The 20,170-nt window shown below is 63.7% G+C and carries 20 protein-coding genes; 14 read left to right on the forward strand and 6 right to left on the reverse strand.

All coding sequences use genetic code 11. The features are described 5' to 3' along the window. Window positions 1-53 precede the first annotated feature (53 nt). From AB431_RS25820 to AB431_RS25835, 4 genes are read left to right on the forward strand one after another with little or no spacing between them, the layout of a single operon-like run. Window positions 54-1,523 carry an aldehyde dehydrogenase gene (locus tag AB431_RS25820; protein ID WP_047332337.1) on the forward strand — a complete coding sequence of 490 codons (1,470 nt, stop codon included), beginning with the start codon at window positions 54-56 and terminating at the stop codon, window positions 1,521-1,523. Further along, the gene (locus AB431_RS25825; RefSeq protein WP_047332338.1) at window positions 1,520-2,278 is read left to right on the forward strand and encodes an SDR family oxidoreductase; all 759 of its coding nucleotides are present in this window, start codon (window positions 1,520-1,522) and stop codon (window positions 2,276-2,278) included. The genes AB431_RS25820 and AB431_RS25825 overlap by 4 nt, the downstream gene beginning before the upstream one ends. Window positions 2,279-2,291: 13 nt before the next feature. Then, window positions 2,292-2,594 carry a hypothetical protein gene (locus tag AB431_RS25830; protein WP_047332339.1) on the forward strand — a complete coding sequence of 101 codons (303 nt, stop codon included), beginning with the start codon at window positions 2,292-2,294 and terminating at the stop codon, window positions 2,592-2,594. Between the two features lie 36 nt (window positions 2,595-2,630). After that, window positions 2,631-3,911, forward strand: coding sequence for a DUF427 domain-containing protein (locus tag AB431_RS25835; RefSeq protein WP_047332340.1), 1,281 nt, complete (start codon window positions 2,631-2,633; stop codon window positions 3,909-3,911). Between the two features lie 10 nt (window positions 3,912-3,921). Here AB431_RS25835 and AB431_RS25840 read toward each other — a convergent pair whose 3' ends face one another. From AB431_RS25840 to AB431_RS25850, 3 genes are read right to left on the reverse strand one after another with little or no spacing between them, the layout of a single operon-like run. Beyond that, window positions 3,922-4,728 carry an SDR family NAD(P)-dependent oxidoreductase gene (locus tag AB431_RS25840; protein ID WP_047332341.1) on the reverse strand — a complete coding sequence of 269 codons (807 nt, stop codon included), beginning with the start codon at window positions 4,726-4,728 and terminating at the stop codon, window positions 3,922-3,924. Window positions 4,729-4,736: 8 nt separating this feature from the next. Beyond that, window positions 4,737-5,147 carry a nuclear transport factor 2 family protein gene (locus AB431_RS25845; protein ID WP_047332342.1) on the reverse strand — a complete coding sequence of 137 codons (411 nt, stop codon included), beginning with the start codon at window positions 5,145-5,147 and terminating at the stop codon, window positions 4,737-4,739. Then, complete coding sequence (locus AB431_RS25850; protein WP_047332343.1) at window positions 5,144-6,364, reverse strand: cytochrome P450; 1,221 nt, start codon at window positions 6,362-6,364, stop codon at window positions 5,144-5,146. Before AB431_RS25850 ends, AB431_RS25845 begins: the two co-directional genes overlap by 4 nt. A gap of 104 nt (window positions 6,365-6,468) precedes the next feature. Here AB431_RS25850 and AB431_RS25855 point away from each other — a divergent pair, with 104 nt between their 5' ends. The 7 genes from AB431_RS25855 to AB431_RS25885 all read left to right on the forward strand — a co-directional run bounded on the left by AB431_RS25855 (window position 6,469) and on the right by AB431_RS25885 (window position 15,299). After that, window positions 6,469-7,326, forward strand: coding sequence for a mycofactocin-coupled SDR family oxidoreductase (locus AB431_RS25855; protein WP_047332344.1), 858 nt, complete (start codon window positions 6,469-6,471; stop codon window positions 7,324-7,326). A gap of 460 nt (window positions 7,327-7,786) precedes the next feature. Then, window positions 7,787-8,956: an MCE family protein gene (locus AB431_RS25860; protein ID WP_369803091.1), complete on the forward strand. Its 1,170-nt coding sequence runs from the start codon at window positions 7,787-7,789 to the stop codon at window positions 8,954-8,956. Next, window positions 8,953-9,978 carry an MCE family protein gene (locus tag AB431_RS25865; RefSeq protein ID WP_047332346.1) on the forward strand — a complete coding sequence of 342 codons (1,026 nt, stop codon included), beginning with the start codon at window positions 8,953-8,955 and terminating at the stop codon, window positions 9,976-9,978. Before AB431_RS25860 ends, AB431_RS25865 begins: the two co-directional genes overlap by 4 nt. After that, window positions 9,978-11,072 (forward strand): MCE family protein, encoded by a 1,095-nt coding sequence (locus AB431_RS25870; RefSeq protein WP_047332347.1) that lies wholly within the window; start codon window positions 9,978-9,980, stop codon window positions 11,070-11,072. Before AB431_RS25865 ends, AB431_RS25870 begins: the two co-directional genes overlap by 1 nt. Beyond that, window positions 11,069-12,469, forward strand: a complete 1,401-nt coding sequence (locus tag AB431_RS25875; protein ID WP_047332348.1) for an MCE family protein — start codon at window positions 11,069-11,071, stop codon at window positions 12,467-12,469. Before AB431_RS25870 ends, AB431_RS25875 begins: the two co-directional genes overlap by 4 nt. Beyond that, window positions 12,466-13,770 (forward strand): MCE family protein, encoded by a 1,305-nt coding sequence (locus AB431_RS25880; protein WP_047332349.1) that lies wholly within the window; start codon window positions 12,466-12,468, stop codon window positions 13,768-13,770. Before AB431_RS25875 ends, AB431_RS25880 begins: the two co-directional genes overlap by 4 nt. Further along, window positions 13,770-15,299, forward strand: a complete 1,530-nt coding sequence (locus AB431_RS25885) for an MCE family protein (protein WP_047332350.1) — start codon at window positions 13,770-13,772, stop codon at window positions 15,297-15,299. Before AB431_RS25880 ends, AB431_RS25885 begins: the two co-directional genes overlap by 1 nt. Window positions 15,300-15,303: 4 nt before the next feature. Here the strand turns inward: AB431_RS25885 and AB431_RS25890 are convergent, their stop codons facing one another. Beyond that, window positions 15,304-15,840 (reverse strand): hypothetical protein, encoded by a 537-nt coding sequence (locus tag AB431_RS25890; protein ID WP_144418367.1) that lies wholly within the window; start codon window positions 15,838-15,840, stop codon window positions 15,304-15,306. 125 nt (window positions 15,841-15,965) lie between these two features. Here AB431_RS25890 and AB431_RS25895 point away from each other — a divergent pair, with 125 nt between their 5' ends. The 3 genes from AB431_RS25895 to AB431_RS25905 are packed head-to-tail and all read left to right on the forward strand — an operon-like array spanning window position 15,966 to window position 18,241. Then, window positions 15,966-17,204 (forward strand): cytochrome P450, encoded by a 1,239-nt coding sequence (locus AB431_RS25895; protein WP_200902669.1) that lies wholly within the window; start codon window positions 15,966-15,968, stop codon window positions 17,202-17,204. Between the two features lie 19 nt (window positions 17,205-17,223). Continuing rightward, a complete protein-coding gene (locus AB431_RS25900) occupies window positions 17,224-17,607 on the forward strand; it encodes a hypothetical protein (protein ID WP_047332351.1) in 384 nt (127 codons plus the stop codon). Window position 17,608: 1 nt separating this feature from the next. Then, window positions 17,609-18,241 (forward strand): TetR/AcrR family transcriptional regulator, encoded by a 633-nt coding sequence (locus AB431_RS25905; RefSeq protein WP_047332352.1) that lies wholly within the window; start codon window positions 17,609-17,611, stop codon window positions 18,239-18,241. On the opposite strand, the gene AB431_RS25910 is transcribed toward AB431_RS25905, so the two are convergent. Continuing rightward, entirely contained in the window at window positions 18,204-18,485 is a 282-nt protein-coding gene (locus AB431_RS25910; RefSeq protein ID WP_144418368.1) for a hypothetical protein, read from the reverse strand. The two genes, AB431_RS25905 and AB431_RS25910, sit on opposite strands and share 38 nt — an antisense overlap. 157 nt (window positions 18,486-18,642) lie before the next feature. Continuing rightward, the gene (locus tag AB431_RS25915; protein ID WP_047332354.1) at window positions 18,643-20,124 is read right to left on the reverse strand and encodes an APC family permease; all 1,482 of its coding nucleotides are present in this window, start codon (window positions 20,122-20,124) and stop codon (window positions 18,643-18,645) included. Between the last annotated feature and the right edge of the window lie 46 nt (window positions 20,125-20,170).

A 20,170-nucleotide genomic window follows, 5' to 3' on the forward strand; every position in this document is an offset into this window, starting at 1 on the left:
TTGGGTGATGGATCGCTGGGCTATGTCCGCAGGTCCGAGGATTCAGGAGACTCATGGCAGAGATCTGGCTGGAAGAGCGGATGCTCATAGACGGGCAACTCACTGCCGCCCGAAGCGGCGATCGCTACGACAACGTCAATCCCGCGACCGAGCAGGTCATCGGTAGGGCTGCCGACGGCGCCGGACCGGACATGGACGCGGCGATCGAGGCGGCCCGCCGAGCCTTCGACGACACATCATGGTCCACCGACCACGATCTGCGCGTGCGTTGCATACACCAACTGCACACCGCGCTGACCAAGCATGCCGACGACCTGCGCACCACGACCGTCGCCGAGGTCGGGTGCCCGGTGGCATTGACATACGGACCGCAGGTCGATGCGCCACTCGCCGGCCTTCCCTGGGTGGCCGATCTGGCTGCGGGCTACCAATGGGAGAGCGATCTCGGCATCGCGGAGCCCTTCGGCATCAAGACCCGCCGCACCGTCCGACGAGAACCGGTTGGCGTCGTCGGCGCGATCACCCCGTGGAACTACCCCGTCCAGATCAACCTGGCGAAAATGGTTCCCGCGCTCGCCGCGGGCAACACCGTCGTGCTCAAGCCGGCTCCTGACACTCCCTACAGTGCAACGCTATTGGGGCAACTGATTGCCGAGCACACCGATTTCCCGCCGGGCGTGGTGAACATCGTTACGTCAGCCAGTCACGAAGTCGGCCAACAACTCTGCGAAGATCCGCGCGTCGACATGATCTCCTTCACCGGATCGACCGCGACGGGCACCCGAATCATGATCGCCGCAGCGCCCACCATCAAGAAAGTGTTCCTGGAACTGGGCGGCAAGTCGGCGTTGGTTGCACTCGATGATGCCAGCATCGATTCCGTCGTGACGTCCGCTGCCTTTGCCACGACCACCCACGCGGGGCAGGGCTGTGCGAACACGACGCGGCTCCTGTTGCCTCGGGCGAAATATCGTGAGGGTGTCGAGGCACTTGTCGCCGCCTTGAAGGACTGGCCGTACGGCGACCCCACTGACCCCTCGGTACTGATGGGACCGCTGATCCGGGAGCAGCAGCGACAACGCGTACTCGGTCTGATCAAGAAGGGCATCGTCGAGGGCGGCACAGTCGCGATCGGTGGTGGCATACCGGCGCACCTGCCCACCGGGTATTACGTCGAGCCGACGGTGATCACCGACGTCGACCCGAATTCCACTGTGGCCCAGGAGGAGATCTTCGGTCCCGTACTGGTGGTGCTGCCGCATGACGGTGACGACCACGCGGTGCACGTGGCCAACAATTCCCGGTATGGACTTTCGGGTGCGGTGGTGTCCGCCTCCGATGAGCGTGCCCGCGCCGTGGCCAATCGGATGCGCACCGGCACCGTGAACGTCAACGGCGGGGTGTTCTACGGCGTCGACGTTCCCTTCGGAGGGTACAAACAGAGCGGCCTCGGCAGGGAGATGGGCGTTGCCGGTTTTGAGGAGTATCTCGAGATCAAGTCGATCGCGGAACGGGCGTCATGAGCGAACGATCGCTGGCGGGCAAGCGGGTCGTGGTCGTCGGCGCTTCCGCCGGAATCGGTCGGGCGTTCGCAGCCAGGGCAGGCAAAGAGGGCGCCCAACTGGTCCTGGTCGCACGGCGGGCAGACCGTCTCGCTGAAGTCGCGGCTGAGGCGGGCAACGCCACAACGCTGTCCGCCGATATCTGCGAACCGGCAGATTGTGCACGGGTCGCAACGATTTCTGCCGAAGTCCTCGGGCAGGTGGATCTGATCTTGATTTCCGCCGGCTATGCGCCGCTGAAGATGTTCTGCGATATCGACTCCCAGGATTGGCTGGACGTCCTCAAGACCAACGTGATCGGCGTACACCAGCTCATCAAATTCCATCTTCCGGTGCTCACCCCCGGCGGCATTGTCGCCGTGCTGTCGTCGGACTCGGTACGGCATCCGCATACTGCGCTCGGCGCCTACTCGTCGAGCAAGGCGGCTCTGGAACGCAGTCTGGTCGCCTGGCGTATGGAGCACCCGGGCTACCGATTCAGCTGTGTCGAGGTCGGTGCGACGGTGCCGACGGACTTCATCTCTGCGTTCGACCCCGAATTGCTGGGTTCAGTTTCCGGAGAATGGATTTCGCGAGGCCTCGTTCCCGGCGTCCACATGACGCCCGAAGGCGTGGCCGACGTGTTGGCCGGCATCTTTGCCAGCGCTGCCGACAACCCTGATATCGGACTCGAGCACGTCACGGTGAAATCCCCGGCTGCTCCCATGCATCTATGAACGAGAGGATCACATGATCAAGAACGGAGCCCGGCTGCGCAGCCAGGTCTGTGACACACAAGTGATCGTCGTCCGCAGCGCCGACTCCCTCGACGACCTACGCGCCGGCGGTGCGCCGATGGTCCCGCTCGATGAGGCGGTCGACACCACTCTGAGTTTGGACGCGGACTTCGCGCAGGGCACTCAGATGGGTAAGCGATATGTAGACGAAGCGGGCGCCGAACTACTGGTCACCAAGGCGGGCAAGGGGTCTCTCTCGATCGGCACCTCGCCGATGACCATCAAGGACGCAAAGCCGCTGCCCGCCAGCGATTAGAAGAGTACGGTCCCGACCGCCGAGAGGAGCGCACGCATGACCATATCCGTCGAGTCGGCGTGGCCGGCCCATCCCGACTACCGCATCGACCTCGTTCCCTGCCGCCTGACCGGCCAGGTATGGGACGGTGACCTCCTGCTCGCCGAGAGCGCTGACTGCCTCATCGTCACCGAGACCGATCACGTTGACCGGCTCTACTTCCCGGAGTCGTCGGTGCGCTGGGACATGTTCACCCCATCGGAACTCACCACCGTCTGCCCGTTCAAAGGTGTGGCCAGCTACTGGAACCTGACCGGCTCGGAACCCGCGCGAGACAACGTCGTATGGACCTATCGCCAGCCGCTTGCCGAAGTGGCTGGTATCGAAGGCTACGTGTCCTTCTATTCCCGTGAAGTACGAGTGGTCGTGGTGGAGGACTGGGCGGACGGCTCGCGCGTCGCGGCCAACTTCCCATTGTGGGGCGACGCAACCGAACTCATTCGGTTGATCGACGTCCAACCGGTCCACGGCGACGACTTCGTGGGGCCCGCTCACGGTCCGACCCGACGTGATGTCGTGGAGGGTGGACAATTCGCCGCCCAGGCCATCGTCGCCGCCACGAAGGCGAACTCCGGGCAACGAGTGACCTCGGCCTCGATGATCTTCACGAAAGCCGCGTCGTTCACCGCACCCGTGGACCTGCACGTGGAGGTCCTCAGGAAGGGACGCACGTTCTCGACCACCGAGGTTCGCATCAGCCAGCACGGATCGTTGCGCAGCGTCGGACTGTTGCTCTCGGATTCCGGCGCCGATGACGTCATGCGCGACGCCGCAGGCATGCCCGACGTGCCCGGGCCGGACGGCGCTGTGCCGTTCGCCGGTTTCGGCATGACGGGACGCGAAATCCGGGTGGTCGACGCGGCATACGATCCAGACCCCGATCGCGTCGGACCACCACGGATCGATGCCTGGGTCCGGTTCCGCGACGCACCTGCCGAGGCCTACCTCCATCAGGCACTGCTCGCGCAGTCGACGACGCATTGGACGATCGCCGCCGGCATGCTGCCACACCCGGGGCTCGGCGAGGCGCGCGCGCACCGCACACTTTCTACGGGAATCATGAAAGCCACCATCGCTTTTCATGACGACGCCGACGTGAGCGATTGGTTGCTCTATTGCAACGAAGCGTTCTGGTCCGGTCGTGGTCTGGTTCAAGGCGACGGCAGAGTCTTCACACAGGACGGTCGCCTGGTCGCGTCCTACACGGTGCAGGCCATGGTCCGCGACTTCGACCGCACTCCGACGGACATGGGGCGCGACGACCGCACGGTCATGTGAAGCCGCGCTGTCACTGGCTGTACCCCAGCACATAGCGCCCGTCATCCGGATGGTGATACCAGCCCGCGGCAGCGCTCGTTCCGCCGTCGACGTGGAGGGTCTGGCCCGTGACGTAAGAGCTCAGGTCGCTCGCGAGAAATAGTGCGGCACCGGCCATTTCGTCGACATGTCCCGCGCGACCAAGCGGAACCATATATTTCGCGTTCCCCTCCCCCGCCGGAGCCATCTTGCGCAGGCTCTCGGTCGACGTGAAATCGGGAGCAAGTCCGTTGACCCTGATGCCGTAGGGAGCCAGTTCCAGTGCAGCCGTCTTGGTGAAATTCACGACCCCGGCCTTGGCCGCGGCATAGGCCGCGAATCCCGGTGCGGCGCGGACCCCTTCGATCGTGCTGATGTTGATGATGCTGCCACTCAGACGCTCGTCGACCATCGCGCGGGCTACCCGTTGCGTGCACAACAACACTTGTGTGAGATTCATCTTGATCAACGCGTCCCAGCCATTTGCCGAGGTGTCCAGGAACCCGGAGTGGAACACCCCTCCGGCGTTGTTGACCAGGATCGCCGGCAGCCCCAATGCCGACGCGGTCGCCGTCAACGCGGCATCCACCTGCGCCGGGTCACGCACATCGCAGATACAAGCAAGTCCCCCGAGCTCCGCAGCGGCCTGCTGAGCCGCGTCGGGATCACGCTCCCAGATCGCCACCCGCGCACCGAATTCGGCGAAGCCCTGCGCGATTGCCCGACCGATGCCGGCACCCCCACCGGTGACCACCGCCACACGTCCGTCCAGCGTCACCGAGTCCCGTGTCACGACCATCGAATCCCCTATTCCATGAGCAGGTGGGTGAGGCGCAATTCGGCCACAAGCCAACGGTTGTCGCGGCGGATCCAGCGGTCGTGGTAGTGCCCATAGGCATGCAGCGATGTCCCGTTCGGCCAGACCACTCGCTCCTGCACAGCCCACGTGACCCGCGCTTCGTCACCGTCGAGTTCGAATTCCGGCGCATGGACCTGATGCACGGTTATGGCGTCGCCGACCGCCCCCACGATCGCGGCCAATGCTTGCTCGCGCCCGACGAGCGCAGGCGTCGACGGATCACCGCCGGCCAGATCGATGACGACGTCATCGGTGAAGAGTGCCCCTAAAGCTGACCAATCCTTGGTATCCATCAACCGGCAGTACCGTGCCTTCGCCTGCGAAAGCTGATGGCATGCCTCGAGATCGGCCGAGTTCATCTGAATTCGAGCTCCAATCGTTCAAGTCGGCGCACCAGGATGCTGGGCAGCCACCTTCCCACCTCCCGCGGCTCGACCCACGACGTCCGGTCGAGCACCGCCCCGAGCACGATCTGCGCTTCCAGCCTGGCCAGTGCCGCGCCGACGCAGAAATGTGCGCCTTTACCAAAGGTCATATGACCCTTGCCCTTCGGGCGATCCAGCCGAAAGTCAGCTGGTTCGTCGAATTGTGCCGGGTCACGATTCGCCGCCCCCCACAGCAGCAGCAGCCGGGAACCCGCTGCGAGTTCCACCCCGCCCAGCGAGGTATCGCATACCACGTGGCGGTAGTGTCCCCGGAATGGCGGCTCGTAGCGCAGCGCCTCCTCGATGAACGCTCCGAGCAGGTGACGGTCGGCGCGCAGCTGCCGTTGTATATCGGGCTTGGTCGCCAGCAGCCACATCGCGCTGCCGAGTAACGATGCGGTGGATTCGCCGCCCGCGCTGAACAGTGTGAGCATCATGATGGTCGCCGTCACTTCGTCGAGTTCGCCGACCGCGCAGGCACTGGCGAGGTCGCCGAGCAGGTTGTCCTGCGGGTCGGCGGAGGCCAACGCGAAATGCTCCCTCACATAGCCACTCAGTTCGACGGCAGCCGCTCCTGCCGCGGCGAGCTGATCGGCGTCGACAAGTCCGTCCAGTAGTTGTGTCGTCGCATAACCTCGCGCGATCAGCATGTCGACATCGTCGTCAGGAACACCAATGAGCCTGGCGACCACCATCATCGGCAGGCGATTTGCGATCGCGCTCATCCACTCGATCCGGCTGTCGGCAAGCCCTCGGCCGAGCAAGCGATCGGTCACCTCGGCGACGAATGACTCCGTGGCCCGGATCCGCTTTGCGGCCAGTTGAGGTACCACCATCTTGCGATGCGCGGCGTGTGCGGGATCGTCTGCGGTCGCCAACACGTGCGTCGGCGCACCCAACTCGGCCATGGGGAAGGCCATGACCCCAGCACCGGGTGAATAGGTCATCGTCGCGGTCAGATTGGCAGAGAACACCTCAGGGCGGGCGATGACGTCGTTGACCTCGTTCCATCCGCTCACCACGAAGAATTCGGAGCGGCCGACACGGTGCACGGCACCTTGCGCACGGAGCTTTTCGTAGAGCGGATACGGGTCCTGAATTGTCACATCGTCGAAGAACTCGACCGTCTCGTGACCGCCGTAAACCGTCATTGCCGGTCGACACCTCCACCACTGCCTCAGGCGTGACAGATTAACACTGAGTGTTCTATTATCCAACGCATTGACAGGGCCGCGCCCCCGACACTGGAGAGCAGATGAACCGTCTCAAGGGCAAGGTCGCCCTCGTAACCGGAGCCGCACGCGGCCAGGGCCGAAGCCACGCGGTGCACCTCGCCGACGAAGGCGCGGACATCATTGCCCTCGACATCTGCGCCGACATCGAATCCAACGAGTACCCCCTGGCGACCCGCGATGATCTCGACGAGACCGCGAAGCTGATCGAGAAGTCGGGCCAGCGCGTCGTTGCGGCGGTGGTCGACGTCCGCGACCGTGCCGGACTGAAGACAGCACTCGACGACGCCGTCGCTCAACTCGGGGGCCTGCATGTCGTGGTCGCCAATGCGGGAATCTGTCCCCAGGGCAATCACATTCCATTCCGCGGCTTCATCGACGCATTCGACGTGGACTTCGTCGGAGTGGTCAACACCATCCACGTCAGCCTTGACCATCTGACCGCCGGCGGGTCCGTGATCGTCACCGGCTCCATCGCCGGCCTGGTCGATCAGAAGGACCTCGCTACCGGCGGGGGACCCCAAGGACCCGGCGGCGCCGGCTACGGGATGGCCAAGAAGATGGTTCGCGACTACACCAAAGCGCTGGCGTTGACCATGGCGCCGCACAGCATCCGGATCAACGCCATCCATCCGACGAACGTGAACACCGACATGCTGCATAACCTGCCCATGTACAAAGTGTTTCGACCGGACCTACCCGAACCGACACGCGAAGACGCGGAGTTGGTCTTCCCCATCTTGCAGGCGATGCCCACCCCGTGGGTCGAACCCGAGGATATCTCGCACGCCGTCGTCTACCTCGCGTCGGATGAGTCCAGGTTTGTCACCGGTCAGCAGTTGTTCGTCGATGCCGGCGCCGGTCTCAAGATGGGCATGTAGCCGGCGGTCGAATTCCGCCGCACCAGATGTGGAACATCCGTGTGCAATTTGTCTTATGCGCGATTGAGCAGTCGCCGGCGCTTCTCGCGGCGACACAACCCGGCCAGCGCTCATAACCGCCGCTCCGTGGGCTTTTTGACGCTTGCGACTGCGCAGAGCGGTACCGGTATGGCCGTAGCGATCTGGTTGACAGTTAAACACTAGCTGATAATGTGTTCTACATGGCCACTGCTGTCCCGACTGACTTTTGGTCCGGATATACGTCGGGGTCAACGTCGGACCGGGCAACTACTCCGGCTCAAGTTGAGCCCTCAAATCTGCTGCTGTCCTTCGTATTTCATTCGATCCCGTGACTCATCTCGGACCTGGTCCGGCCGACCGATCCGAGACCGAGAGCAGCGCGACGCCGGTCGCAGCTAAGCCCGGTCAAAGTTTCGGGGCACGCGGCTTCGTCAGACCCCTGGCCGGACTCTTCACCGTGCTGGTCGTGTGCTTGATCGTTGTGCTGGCGGTGAGCCTTTTCCGGGACAGCTTCACGCCTGCAATTCGGGTGACAGTGCTCTCGCCACGAGCGGGATTGGTGATGAATCCCGACGCCAAGGTGAAAATGCAAGGCATTCAGGTCGGCAAGGTCGACTCAATCGAGTCCCTCACCGATGGCCAGGCCGCCATCCATCTGGCGATGAATCCTGCTGATTTGCAATTCATTCCGGCGAATGTCTTGGTCGATGTCACATCCAGCACCGTTTTTGGCGCCAAGTTCGTCGACCTGGTGCCGCCTGCAGAGCCGTCGAACGAGCGACTGACTTCCGGGCAGGTCCTCGAAGGCCAGCGAGTCACCGTGGAAATCAACACGGTATTTCAACAACTCACGTGGCTGCTGGCAGCCATTGACCCGGTCAAGCTCAACGAAGTGCTCGGGGCGCTGAGCAAGGCAATGTCGGGCCGGGGAGAGCGATTCGGGCAGGCGCTGACCGACTTGGACACCTTCCTGGCCAAACTCGATCCAAGCTTGCCGACTCTGAGCCATGAACTCGAGACCCTGCCCGCCGTAGCGGCTGCATACGCCGATGCCGCACCGGAGTTGATCCGGGCCACCGAGAACTCTGTTCGAATCAGCCAAACGATCGTCGATCAACAGAACAATCTCGATGCGTTGCTGCTGAGCACCATCGGTCTCGCCGACCTCGGCAACGAGGTCGTTTCCGACAACAGCCAATCTCTGGCCAACGTCCTGCACCTGTTTGCGCCTGTCACTGACCTGACGAGCGAGTATCACGAGTCGTTGAACTGCGCGCTGGGAGGCATGCAGGTATTCCTGAATGTGCCAGACCTTCCGGTGCCGGGTGTCGCCGTGTCGATCGGCTTGGAACTGGGCCTCGAACGCTATCGATATCCCGCAAACCTGCCGAAGATCGGTGCCGGCGGGCCGCCCAACTGTAAGGCCGTTGGCCTGCCCAAGGTGCCGGCGGGCATGCGGCCCCCCTACGTCGTGACCGATCAGGGCGCCAACCCGGCGCAGTACGGAAATCAAGGTCTTGTCCTGAATTCAGACGGACTCAAGCAGGCTCTGTTCGGCCCGCTGGATGGACCGCCGCGCAACTCACCACAGGTCGGCCAACCCGGATGACCAGCCAGCGCCGCGTCGGCATCAAGTTCGCCGTCTTTGTGATCGTCATGTCGATGCTCACCGCGTCGCTCGGGTTGATCTTCGGCCACTATCGTGGCGGATCGACCAACGACTACACCGCCGTGTTCGCCAACGCATCGCAGCTGAAAGCCGGTCAGTCCGTGCGTGTTGCGGGTGTCGTTGTGGGAACGGTCAATAGCGTCACACTGAAGGCCGACAAAACCGTCGACGTCGACTTCGATGCCGACCACAAGATCGTCCTCACGACAGGAACCCGCGCGGTTGTCCGCTACCTCAACCTCGTCGGTGACCGCTACCTCGAACTGGTCGACGGACCCGGATCTCCGAGGGTGCTGCCACCGGGCTCACGGATACCGCTGGACCGTACCCAGCCTGCCCTGAATCTGGACCTGCTCCTCGGTGGCTTGAAACCCCTCATCCGGGGGCTGGATCCGCGGGACGTCAACACTCTGACGACCGGGCTGGTCCAGGTCTTACAGGGGCAGGGCGGTGCGATCCAGGCGCTGCTGACCAACACCTCGTCATTCACCAACACCCTCGCCGATCATGGGCGCGTTCTGCAGGACGTCATCGGCAACCTGCAGGCATTGGCCAAGACCCTCGCCGCCAACAGCGATCAGTTCGCGGGAGCGATCGACCGGCTCGAGAAGCTCATCAACGGACTCGCCGCCGATCGCGACCCGATCGGATCTGCCATCGATTCGCTGGACCGAGGCACAGCCTCGCTCGCGGACTTGTTGAGCGATGCTCGCCAGCCCCTGGCCGGTGCCATCAATCAGGTTGCGCGCCTGGCGCCCCTACTCGATCAGGACAAAGAGCGGCTCGACATCGCGCTGCAAAAGGCACCTCTGAACTACAAGAAGCTGGTTCGGCTCGGCGCGTACGGCAGTTTCATCAACTACTACTTGTGTGGCTTGTCCTGGCGGGTCTCCGACCTGCAGGGCCGAACAGCGGTGTTCCCCTGGATCAAGCAGGACATCGGAAGGTGTAGCGAGCCCTGATGCTGAAGTACCGGGGAACTCATCTCGTCCGCGCCGGATTCATCGGCGTCGGACTGATCGTCATGGTGATCGTCGTCGGTCTTCGCCCCGAGGTTCTGTGGTCCTGGGCGACCAACGTCCGCTATCAAGCCCAGTTCGCAGACGCGGGGGGGCTCGTCGCCGGCAACGACGTTCTGGTGTCGGGCACGAAAGTCGGTCGTGTCATTGATATCTCGGTTGACCGTGATACCGCTCGCGTGTCGTTCGCCGTCGACGGCGATGTCCAGCTCGGCGCCGAGACCACCGCCCACATCGAGGTCGGAACTCTACTCGGACAGCGTGTCGTCACGCTGGATTCACGGGGCACAGGCACCCTTCATCCGCGTGACGTCATTCCGCTTTCACGAACATCATCTCCTTATTCGCTCAATGACGCCGTTGGCGATCTGACCACTCAGGCCGCCGGCACCGACACTGCCGCGGTGAACCAGTCGTTGGACACGTTGTCCGGTGTGCTCGACTCGGTTGCGCCCCAACTCGGTCCGACCTTCGACGGCCTGACACGCGTCTCGCGGCTGCTCAGCGAACGGGATGACGATGTGCGACAACTCTTGGCTCATTCCGTCGACGTCACAACCGTGCTATCCCAACAGAGCCAAAAAGTCGACAGCCTGATCCTGAATGCCAACGACCTGCTCGGGGTGCTGGCCGAACGCCGGGCAGCGATCATGCGGCTACTGGCCAACACCTCTGTGGTCGCCCGCCAGCTCTCGGGTCTTGTTGCCGACAATGAAAAGCAGCTGGCGCCGATGCTGGAGAAGCTCAATTCGGTCACGGCGATGCTCGAGAAGAACCGGGACAACATTGCCAAAGCCATCCCGGGTCTTGCGAAGTATCAGATCACTCAGGGCGAAACAGTGGCCAACGGGTTCTACTACAACGCGTTCATCGGCAATTTGATCCCCCTTCAGATCATCCAGCCCTTCCTCGACTATGCCTTCGGCTTCCGTCGCGGGACCGATGCAGGCCAACCGCCCGACAATGCCGGACCCCGATCCGAGATCGCCTTCCCGTACAACGGAATACCACAACCGAACGAGCAGTGGGGACGATGATGACGCGCCGACGCCTCTCCGTCATCACCGCGGTCGCGCTCATCGCGATTCTTGCCACAGGCGCGGGTTGGCTGGCTCATGCGACCTACTTCGGGACGAAGACAATCACTGCGTACTTCACCACCGCGACGGGAATCTACCCGGGGGACCAGGTGCGGGTCGTCGGCGTCAAGGTCGGAACGATCAGCGCGATTCAAGCCGAGGGCACTCGCACCAAACTCACACTGCACATTGATCCCGATCTCGCCGTCCCAGCGGACGCCAAGGCGATAATCATCGCGCCAAATCTCGTCGCTGCCCGATATGTCCAACTTGCGCCCGCGTACACAGCGACCGGCCCGATCATCGCCGACGGCGCTGTGATCCCGGTCAGCCGTACCGCCACTCCCGTGGAGTGGGATGAGGTCAAGAAGCAATTGACCCGGCTGGCAACAGATCTGGGCCCCGACAGCCAGATCTCGGGCACGGCGATCGGCCGGTTCATCGAAAGTGCTGCCGACGCTCTGAAGGGCAATGGCGACAAGCTCAGACAAACACTTACGCAGCTGTCGGCCGCCGGGCGCATCGTCGCCGACGGCGGTGGGAACATCGCCGACATCATCAAGAACCTGCAGGCCTTCGTCACCGCACTGCGCGACAGCAACGAACAGATTGTGCAATTCCAGGACCGGCTGGCGACGGTGACCGCCGTCGTAGATGACAGCCGTAGCGATCTGGATTCGGCGTTGACGACGCTGTCGACTGCAATCACGGATATCAAGAGGTTTATCGAAGGCAGCCGAAACCAAACCGCCGAGCAGATTCAACGGTTGGCGAACGTGACTGGAAACCTCGCCGATCACCGAACCGAGTTGGAAAACCTGTTGCACGGCGCACCCAACACGATTGCCAACGCCTACAACATCTATAATCCAGACACTGGTGCGGACGTCGGGTCGTTCGCCTTCCAGAATTTCGCCAATCCGGTCGAATTCCTCTGCGCGGGGATCGGCGCCGTCGAGAACACCACAGCGCCGGAAACAGCCAAGCTGTGCGCACAGTATCTTGGTCCGGCCCTGCGGCTGCTCAACTTCAACTATTTGCCGATCCCGGTGAATCCGTACCTCCAGCCCGCGCCAAGCAATCTGGTCTACTCTGATCCCAGTCTGGCTCCCGGCGGCGGCGGACCTCGTCCCGGGCCGGCGGAGGCGCCGCCCGCAGTGTCGGCGTACACCGGCGCGAACGGTGACGTGCCACCCCCGCCGGGCTGGAACAATCCGCCAAGACCGCCAGGGTCGTACGCGCCCAACGGATTACCCGCGGATACGTCGCCGGCCCTCTACCCGGGCGCGCCCCTACCTGGTCCGCCGTCTGTCCTGCCCGGCGCAGCGTTACCTGCCGAACGGCCGACACCATGACCGGCCGGCTGCCGATTCTGTTGTCGGCGTGCGCAGTCACGGTTGCCACCGCGGGATGTTCTTTCCACGGTGTGAACTCTCTACCGTTGCCGGGTACCGTCGGCCACGGCCCCGGCTCCGTCACCTATCACGTCGAATTGGCCGATGTCGGCACGCTGGAATCCAATTCACCTGTCATGTTGGGTGACGTCGTCGTCGGCAGCGTCGGGAAGATGTCTGTCGACGGCTGGCACGCGAACGTGGAAGTGTCTGTCAAACCCGGAGTCGTGATTCCGGCCAACGCAGTAGCGACTGTCGGCCAAACCAGTCTGCTCGGCTCGATGCACCTCGCGTTGGATCCGTTGCCCGGTCAGCCTGCGCAGGGACACCTTTCGCCGGGAACCACGATCCGCCTGAACTCCTCGTCGACGTATCCGTCGACCGAGCAGACGTTATCCGCGCTGTCGGCGTTGATCAACGGCGGCGGTGTCACCCAGATCGGCGACGTCATCCACAATGCCAGTGCGATGTTGTCCGGCCACGAGGATCGGGTTCGCGATCTACTCAATCGTCTCAACGATGTGGCCGGGATGTTGGCCGATCAACGCGACAGCGTGGTCGACACTCTGGATCAAATTGACCGGTTGAGCACGACGCTCGCCAGCCGAACCGATGTCATCGACCGGGCGTTGCGTGAGATCCCGCCGGCTCTGGACGTCTTGATCAAAGAACGGCCGCGGATCACCGAAGCACTCGACCGGCTCCATATATTCAGCGATACCGCAACAGATTTGATCCACGACACCCAGGACGATCTGGTGCGGAACCTGCGAAACCTCGAACCAACAGTCAAGGCCATCGCCGACATCGGCCCCGACCTCGACAAAGTCCTGGCCTACACGACGACATTTCCGTTCACCCAGTCGGTGATCGATCGAGGTGTCCGCGGTGACTATCTCAACCTCTACATCGTGATGGATCTGACTATCCCGCGGCTCAAGAGGACAATGTTTCGGGGTACCCGTTGGGGGGATGTCAACGCCGCGCTGGTGCCCGCGCCGGGCGATCCATGGAACTTGAACTACACCTATCAGCCGCTCAGTGTTGGCGTCACTCCGCCGCCACCAGCCGACCCGGCACCCCCAACGGGCACCGTGGATCCGCAAACCGCGCAGATGCCAACGGTTTCCGAACCGGTAGTGCCGGTAACGCCTCCACTGATGCCCGGCACCGCTGCGTCGGCGCCGCCCACTCCGGGCCAGCTCTTCGCCGGTCCTTACCCGGGTAACCCTGCCAGTGCCTCACCGACTGGGGGCCCCTGATGTTGAGCCGACTGGTCCGGATTCAGCTCGCTGTCTTCGCGCTCGTCTCGGTGATCGGTATCGCCGCGATGGTGGTGGTGTACGTCCAGGTTCCGACTTTGCTTGGACTGGGTCGCTACACGGTGACCATGCAGATGCCCGCAGCCGGCGGGTTGTACCGCTTCGCCAACGTCACATTTCGCGGCGTGCAAATTGGGAAAGTGATCGATCTCAAACTGACCAGAACCGGTCCCGAAGCGACGCTGCGGTTGGATCGTTCACCTCAGATTCCATCCGACCTGACTGCCGAGGTCCGCAGTATGTCGGCGGTCGGCGAGCAGTATGTCGACTTGCGCCCGCACCACGACGGCGGTCCGTATCTCGGCGACGGCTCGGTGATCAGCTCACGCAATGTCACCATTCCGCAGCAGGTAGGCCCGATGCTCGACCAGGTGAGCGCGTTGATGACCAGCATTCCCAAGGGGAAGGTGGGCGAGTTGCTGGACGAGACTGCAAAAGGCCTGAGCGGAGCGGGATTCGACCTGGGGTCACTCTACGATTCGACGGCGATCATCAGCTCCGATCTGAATTCGGTGAGCGACCAAACACGAGCGCTGGTAGACGATTCCGCGCCGCTCTTGGACGGACAGGCGCAGACTGTCGATGACACTCGGCAGTGGGCACACAGCCTGGCCGGCATAACCGATCAAGTCGCCACCAGAGATCAGCAGGTGCGGTCGATCCTGCAAACCGGTCCAGGCGCAGCCGACGAAGCGTCCAAGCTGCTCGCCGCGATCAAGCCCACGCTTCCGGTCTTGCTGGCCAATCTGAGCACGTTGGGTCAGGTGCTGCTCACTTATCGACCATCCCTGCAGCAGCTCTTCGTCTTGTTCCCGCCGTATGTTGCGGCGACCCAATCCTTCGCGCTGCCGGAAAACAACCCCACAGGTCTTCCCCTGGGTGATTTCACCACCTCCATCGGCGACCCGCCGGCCTGTACGGTCGGTTTCCTGCCGCCGTCGCAGTGGCGGTCGCCGGCGGACACCACAGTCATCGACACACCTGACGGGTTGTATTGCAAGCTCCCGCAGGATTCGCCGATCGGAGTGCGCGGTGCTCGAAACAATCCGTGCATGGGTCAGCCTGGAAAACGTGCACCCACGGTTCAGATCTGCAACAGTGACAAGCCTTACGAGCCGCTGGCGATGCGCCAACACGCAACTGGGCCATACCCTTTCGACCCGAACCTGACCGCGCAGGGCGTCCCGCCGGACGACCGCGTCACATTCGGTGACCACATCTTCGGGCCGCTCGACGGCACGCCCCGACCCGATCCGCCTCCGCCCGCCGAGCCGGCTCCGGTTCCCGGGGAGACGCCCGCCGCAGCGCCCAGCTCGTTCGATTCCGGGCGGTCGCATCAGCCCGCGGTCGCAGTGGCCGAGTACGACCCGCACACCGGCCGGTACATCGGTCCCGACGGTCACCTGGCGCGCCAAACCAACTTGACAGGTCGGCCGGCGCGCAGCTGGAAGGACTTGCTGCCGACTTGAGCTCCTAGCCGATTCGCTGCAGGCGGAAGGGCATCTTGATGACGAGTGACCGGTTCACCCCACAGGCGCCGCTCGCGCCGACGGTCGTGTCATCGCCGCCGAGAACGTCAGAACCAACCAAGACGTGGCCGGTATTGTCCATCGGCTGGAACTTGTAAAGCTGTTGTCCCGCAACGGTCGTTCCGTCGGCACAGCGTTCCCAGTCCGGGACGTCTCGACGAACCTTCCACAAGCCGGCCGAGTAGGTGATGGGGGCGCTCCAGCCGGCATCGGTGGTTACCGTGCCCGAACAGGTGCTCGCATCACTGCATGTTGTGGCGATTGTCCAGGTGACCCGCACGGTGGCCTCATCGTGGTAGGACTCGTTGGTCTGGGCCCAATCCCCGTTGGACACCGCCAGGAAGGTGCCGTTTATCGCCGGGCTCCCGTCCGACGCATGTGCCTCCCCGATCGCTACCCCGGCGGAGACAACCAGTCCGGGGACGATCGCTGCAGCGATAAGCGACCACACACGGGTAATACCTGTCATCGCGTCGCCCACACCTAAACAATAGGACACTATTCGTTGATCTGTACATCCTGAATGACATCCTTGGGCATACACTCAGCATTAAGGTGTATGGTCGTTGCGAAGGTGCGCTACATCACAACGACAGCGAGGTAATCATGACCACCGCCAGCGTGTGTCCGTTCGGAGCGGGCTTTGACTTCACCGACCCCGACCTGCTGAAGGCGGGTATGCCCGTCAGTCAGTTCGCCGAGCTGCGCAAGACCGCCCCGGTCTGGTGGAACGAACAACCGCTCGGCAGCACGGTCTTCGACGACGGCGGCTACTGGGTGATCAGCAAGCACCGCGACATCCGCGACATTTCCCGTGACGGCGACCTGTGGTCGACCAATAAGCAGGGCGTGGTCATGCGGTTCGCCGACGACATGACCAAAGATCAGGTGGACATCACCAAGGCGCTGCTGATCAATCATGACGCCCCCGAACACACCCGGTTGCGCAAGCTGGTCTCCCGGCTGTTCACCCCGCGCGCCGTCGCGAAGCTCGAGGAGAAGCTGGCCGACGCCGCCCGCGACATCGTTGCCACGGCGGCCGCGAAGGACACCGGCGATTTCGTCGACGACATCGCGATGCAGCTCCCGCTGCTGGCGATCGCCGACCTGCTCGGCGTGCCGGAAGCTGACCGCCAGAAGCTCTTTCACTGGACCAACAGCATCATGAACACCGACGACCCGGAGTTCAACGACGTCGACCCGATCGAGGCCAACGCCGAGTTGATGGGTTACGCGTACTCAATGGCCGAGGATCGCCGGAAGTGCCCGGCCGACGACATCGTGACCCGCCTGGTGGAGGCCGACATCGACGGCGAGTCGCTGTCGGAGGTCGAGTTCGCGTTCTTCGTCATCCTGCTCGCGGTGGCCGGCAACGAGACCACCCGCAACGCGATGACCCACGGGATGAACGCCTTCTTCGAAAACCCGGACCAGTGGGAGCTTTTCAAGCGCGAGCGGCCGGAGACCACGGCCGACGAGATCGTCCGCTGGGCCACGCCGGTGCACTGCTTCCAGCGCACCGCGTTGCGCGACATCGAAGTCGGCGGCGTCACCATCCGCGAGGGTCAGCGGGCGGGCCTGTTCTATAGCTCGGCCAACTATGACGAGGACGTCTTCGACAACCCGTTCCAGTTCAACATCCTTCGTGACCCGAACCCGCACCTCGGCTTCGGCGGCAACGGCGCGCATTTCTGCATCGGCGCCAACCTCGCGCGGATGGAGATCAAACTGATCTTCAACGAGATCGCCGACCAGATCCCGGACATCAGCAAGCTCGGTGAGCCGGAGCGGCTGCGGTCGGGCTGGCTCAACGGCGTGAAGCATTTGCCGGTCTCCTATCGCTAGCGCGATAGCATCCCGGGTCATGGGCTATCCGGGCTATCCGCCCTACCCCGGCTATCCGCCGGCACCGGCCAAGCCGCCACGCTCGCCGGCGGACCTGACGATCTCGATCATCCTCATGATCGTGACGGTGGTGGTCGGCGCCGGTGCGGCGTTCCTCGGCCTGTTCTCGCTCGCGTTCCTCGACTACTGCCCGCCGGCGACGTGCAGTGTCGACGGCGCGGTGACCGCGGTGATGACATCGGTCGCGATCGCCGCCCTGATCGGCCTCGCCGGTGTCGTCGTCACCATCGTGCAATTGGTGCGGCACAAGCCGGCGTGGCCCTTCGCCGTCGGGACATTGGTGCTGTGCTTGGTGGTGCTGCTCTTCGGCGGCGCGGCGTACTCCTCGGCAGTGGGCGGCTGACATGCGCACTCACGGTTGGTCGGGATCGGCGCCTGCCACCGACGAGGAGGCGGTCGCCCGGATCCTCGCGGCAGCCAACCAAGCCATCGACGCCCGCGGTGCGGACCTCAGCATCGCCGACGTGGCCCGCACCCTGGGCGTCACCCGCCAGACCGTGTACCGCTACTTCCCCAGCACCGACGCCCTGTTGCAGGCCTCAGCCATGGCGGCCGCGACCGGGTTCCTCGACCGGCTCGCCGGTCACCTGGCCGGCATCACCGACCCCGCCGAAGCGGTGACCGAAGGCATTGCCGCAGCGGTGGAATGGTTGCCCCACGACAAGCACATGGGGTTGCTGCTCGGACCCGAACGCTCCAGCACGTTCAGCGCGGAAGTCACCTCGGATGTCGCGCTGGCCTTCGCCGGTTCGATGTTGCGCCGCTTCGATGTCGATTGGGAGGCAGCGGGTTTCAGCGACCGCGATCTTGACGAGCTCGGTGAGCACCTGCTGCGGATCATCCAGTCGTTCATGCTCGACCCGGGCCGCCCGCCGCGACAGGGCGACCAACTGCGCCAGTATCTGCGCCGGTGGGTCGGCGCGGCAGTACTTGTCTCGGCTAGGGAACCGGCACGCTCGGAAGCACCTGGGCGCTGATCGGCGCGGAAACAGCTGCGTGACCGACGGACTCGGCCGCGTCGTGGGTGGGCCACACCACCGCGGCGAAGATGGCGCATACCGATACCACCGGCGGGCAGAGCACCGTCACGGTCGTGTCGATGACACCGACCCACTTCGAGGCCTGTTGGACGACCTTGCCGCGCATCGTCGCCGGTTCCGTCCACAAGCTCAGCATGGTCGGGGCAGTCCATGACTGGTCGTACATGGTCATAGAAGTCATCGCCACTCCTAACCGTCACCGAGGCCCGGGGCGCTCAGTTTCACTTCGGTAACACTGGTGCACAAATGTCACATTTGTGACACGGCGCGATAACCGTTTGCGATCTGCGCGTTTCCTTACCGTTGTCTTACCGACCTCTTTGTTATGGAAAACCGCGTCAGACGGCCACTTCCGGGTCGGCGAAGATGTCGTTGCCCGGCTCGTGGTCGAGCACCGCGCGCCGAACGATCATCAGGTACGCGAAGTAGACCCCGCCCGCGACGATCAGCCCGGCGACGATCAGGGTCGGCACGGTCGCGTCGCCGGGGGTGACGAGCACGAACACGACGATCACCTCCCAGATCAGCGCGGTGACGGCAACCGGCATCTCGAACCGCCCGAGGCTGAAGCCGCCCTCCTTGTGTTCGAGCCGCTTACGCACCGCCAGGTAGAGGACGACGATTGCGCCGTAGATGAGCGCGGGCAGAATCGTCGAGCCGATGATCAGCTGCAGCAGCGCTTCTCCGGGGAGGGCGACCATCAGGGCCACACCGACGAGAAGGATCAGGATCGTCGCGGGGACCGGTGTCTGGGTTCGGTGGTTGACCCGCCGCATGAGCTTGTGAGCCGGAAACCGCTCGTCGCGGGCCATTGCGAACACCTGCCGCGAGCACGCGGCCATCACGACCATGCCGGCGCCGAACATCGCAAAGACCAATCCCGCCAACAGGATTCGCTCCGACACCGAACCCAACTGGGTGCGGATGATGGCGGCTACCGGTGAGCCGCTGCCGGTCACGCTGGGGATGTCCTTGATAGCGAGGGTGAGGGCGATGAGAAAGACCAGGCCGAGTAGTCCTGCCGCGACCACCGATGCCACGATGCCTCGTGGGACGCTGCGGAACGGATCCTTGGCCTCCTCGGCGAGGTTCGCCGCGGAATCGAAGCCGACCAAGGTGGTGAGGCCCATGACCATCCCGGCCATCAGCCCGCCACCGATTGCGAAATAGTTGGGGTCGCCCACCGTGGTGCCGCGGGAGGTGAGGTTGGCGATGTCGCCGCTACCGGTGAACACCATGACGGCGCCCAGCGCCAGCACCAGCACGACGACGATGGCGAGCTCGACACCGACGGCACCGGAGGTGATCAGACCGAGCAGGCGTGTCGACGCGATCACCATGACCGCCTGGAGAATCAAGATCGCGACCGTGAGCAGCCGCGCGGTGTCCTCGCTCGCCTGCATTCCCAGCAGCGGCATGAGTGCCTGGCTTGCCAGGGCGTTGTCCAAGGCCACCACGGCGATGGCCAGGTACCAGAAGGTCAACCAGCCGAACAACCACCCGATCTTGGGGTTGGCCAGCCGTGAGGCCCACTGGTACGACGACCCGCTGAGCGCAATGCGGGCCGCGAATTGTGCGACCACCAAAGCGACCAGCGTCTGTCCGATCGCGGCCAGGATCCAGAGCCAGATTCCCACCGGCCCGGCGGTGACCAGGACGTTGTCATATGTTGCGAAGATGCCGACGGCCACCGAGATGAACGCGAACGAGATCGCGAACACCTGGAACGAGCCGAGAGTCCGTTTCAGCTCAGGTTCGTAGCCGCAGTCGACACATTCTTCATCCGCGGTGGCGTCGTCCGCCACATCCTTTGCCGTCATGTCAGACCTTCCGTCGGCGTTGCGGGGCGAAAACTGAAGTGCGCGA

The sequence above is a fragment of the Mycobacterium sp. EPa45 genome, from assembly GCF_001021385.1.
Lineage (GTDB): Bacteria > Actinomycetota > Actinomycetes > Mycobacteriales > Mycobacteriaceae > Mycobacterium.

Bases quoted from the DNA above. Each gene is read 5' to 3' on its own strand.
- AB431_RS25820 (WP_047332337.1), top strand. From the start codon at position 54: ATGGCAGAGATCTGGCTGGAAGAGCGGATGCTCATAGACGGGCAACTC.
- AB431_RS25825 (WP_047332338.1), top strand. From the start codon at position 1,520: ATGAGCGAACGATCGCTGGCGGGCAAGCGGGTCGTGGTCGTCGGCGCT.
- AB431_RS25830 (WP_047332339.1), top strand. From the start codon at position 2,292: ATGATCAAGAACGGAGCCCGGCTGCGCAGCCAGGTCTGTGACACACAA.
- AB431_RS25835 (WP_047332340.1), top strand. From the start codon at position 2,631: ATGACCATATCCGTCGAGTCGGCGTGGCCGGCCCATCCCGACTACCGC.
- AB431_RS25840 (WP_047332341.1), bottom strand. From the start codon at position 4,728: ATGGTCGTGACACGGGACTCGGTGACGCTGGACGGACGTGTGGCGGTG.
- AB431_RS25845 (WP_047332342.1), bottom strand. From the start codon at position 5,147: ATGAACTCGGCCGATCTCGAGGCATGCCATCAGCTTTCGCAGGCGAAG.
- AB431_RS25850 (WP_047332343.1), bottom strand. From the start codon at position 6,364: ATGACGGTTTACGGCGGTCACGAGACGGTCGAGTTCTTCGACGATGTG.
- AB431_RS25855 (WP_047332344.1), top strand. From the start codon at position 6,469: ATGAACCGTCTCAAGGGCAAGGTCGCCCTCGTAACCGGAGCCGCACGC.
- AB431_RS25865 (WP_047332346.1), top strand. From the start codon at position 8,953: ATGACCAGCCAGCGCCGCGTCGGCATCAAGTTCGCCGTCTTTGTGATC.
- AB431_RS25870 (WP_047332347.1), top strand. From the start codon at position 9,978: ATGCTGAAGTACCGGGGAACTCATCTCGTCCGCGCCGGATTCATCGGC.
- AB431_RS25875 (WP_047332348.1), top strand. From the start codon at position 11,069: ATGATGACGCGCCGACGCCTCTCCGTCATCACCGCGGTCGCGCTCATC.
- AB431_RS25880 (WP_047332349.1), top strand. From the start codon at position 12,466: ATGACCGGCCGGCTGCCGATTCTGTTGTCGGCGTGCGCAGTCACGGTT.
- AB431_RS25885 (WP_047332350.1), top strand. From the start codon at position 13,770: ATGTTGAGCCGACTGGTCCGGATTCAGCTCGCTGTCTTCGCGCTCGTC.
- AB431_RS25895 (WP_200902669.1), top strand. From the start codon at position 15,966: ATGACCACCGCCAGCGTGTGTCCGTTCGGAGCGGGCTTTGACTTCACC.
- AB431_RS25900 (WP_047332351.1), top strand. From the start codon at position 17,224: ATGGGCTATCCGGGCTATCCGCCCTACCCCGGCTATCCGCCGGCACCG.
- AB431_RS25905 (WP_047332352.1), top strand. From the start codon at position 17,609: ATGCGCACTCACGGTTGGTCGGGATCGGCGCCTGCCACCGACGAGGAG.
- AB431_RS25910 (WP_144418368.1), bottom strand. From the start codon at position 18,485: ATGACTTCTATGACCATGTACGACCAGTCATGGACTGCCCCGACCATG.
- AB431_RS25915 (WP_047332354.1), bottom strand. From the start codon at position 20,124: ATGACGGCAAAGGATGTGGCGGACGACGCCACCGCGGATGAAGAATGT.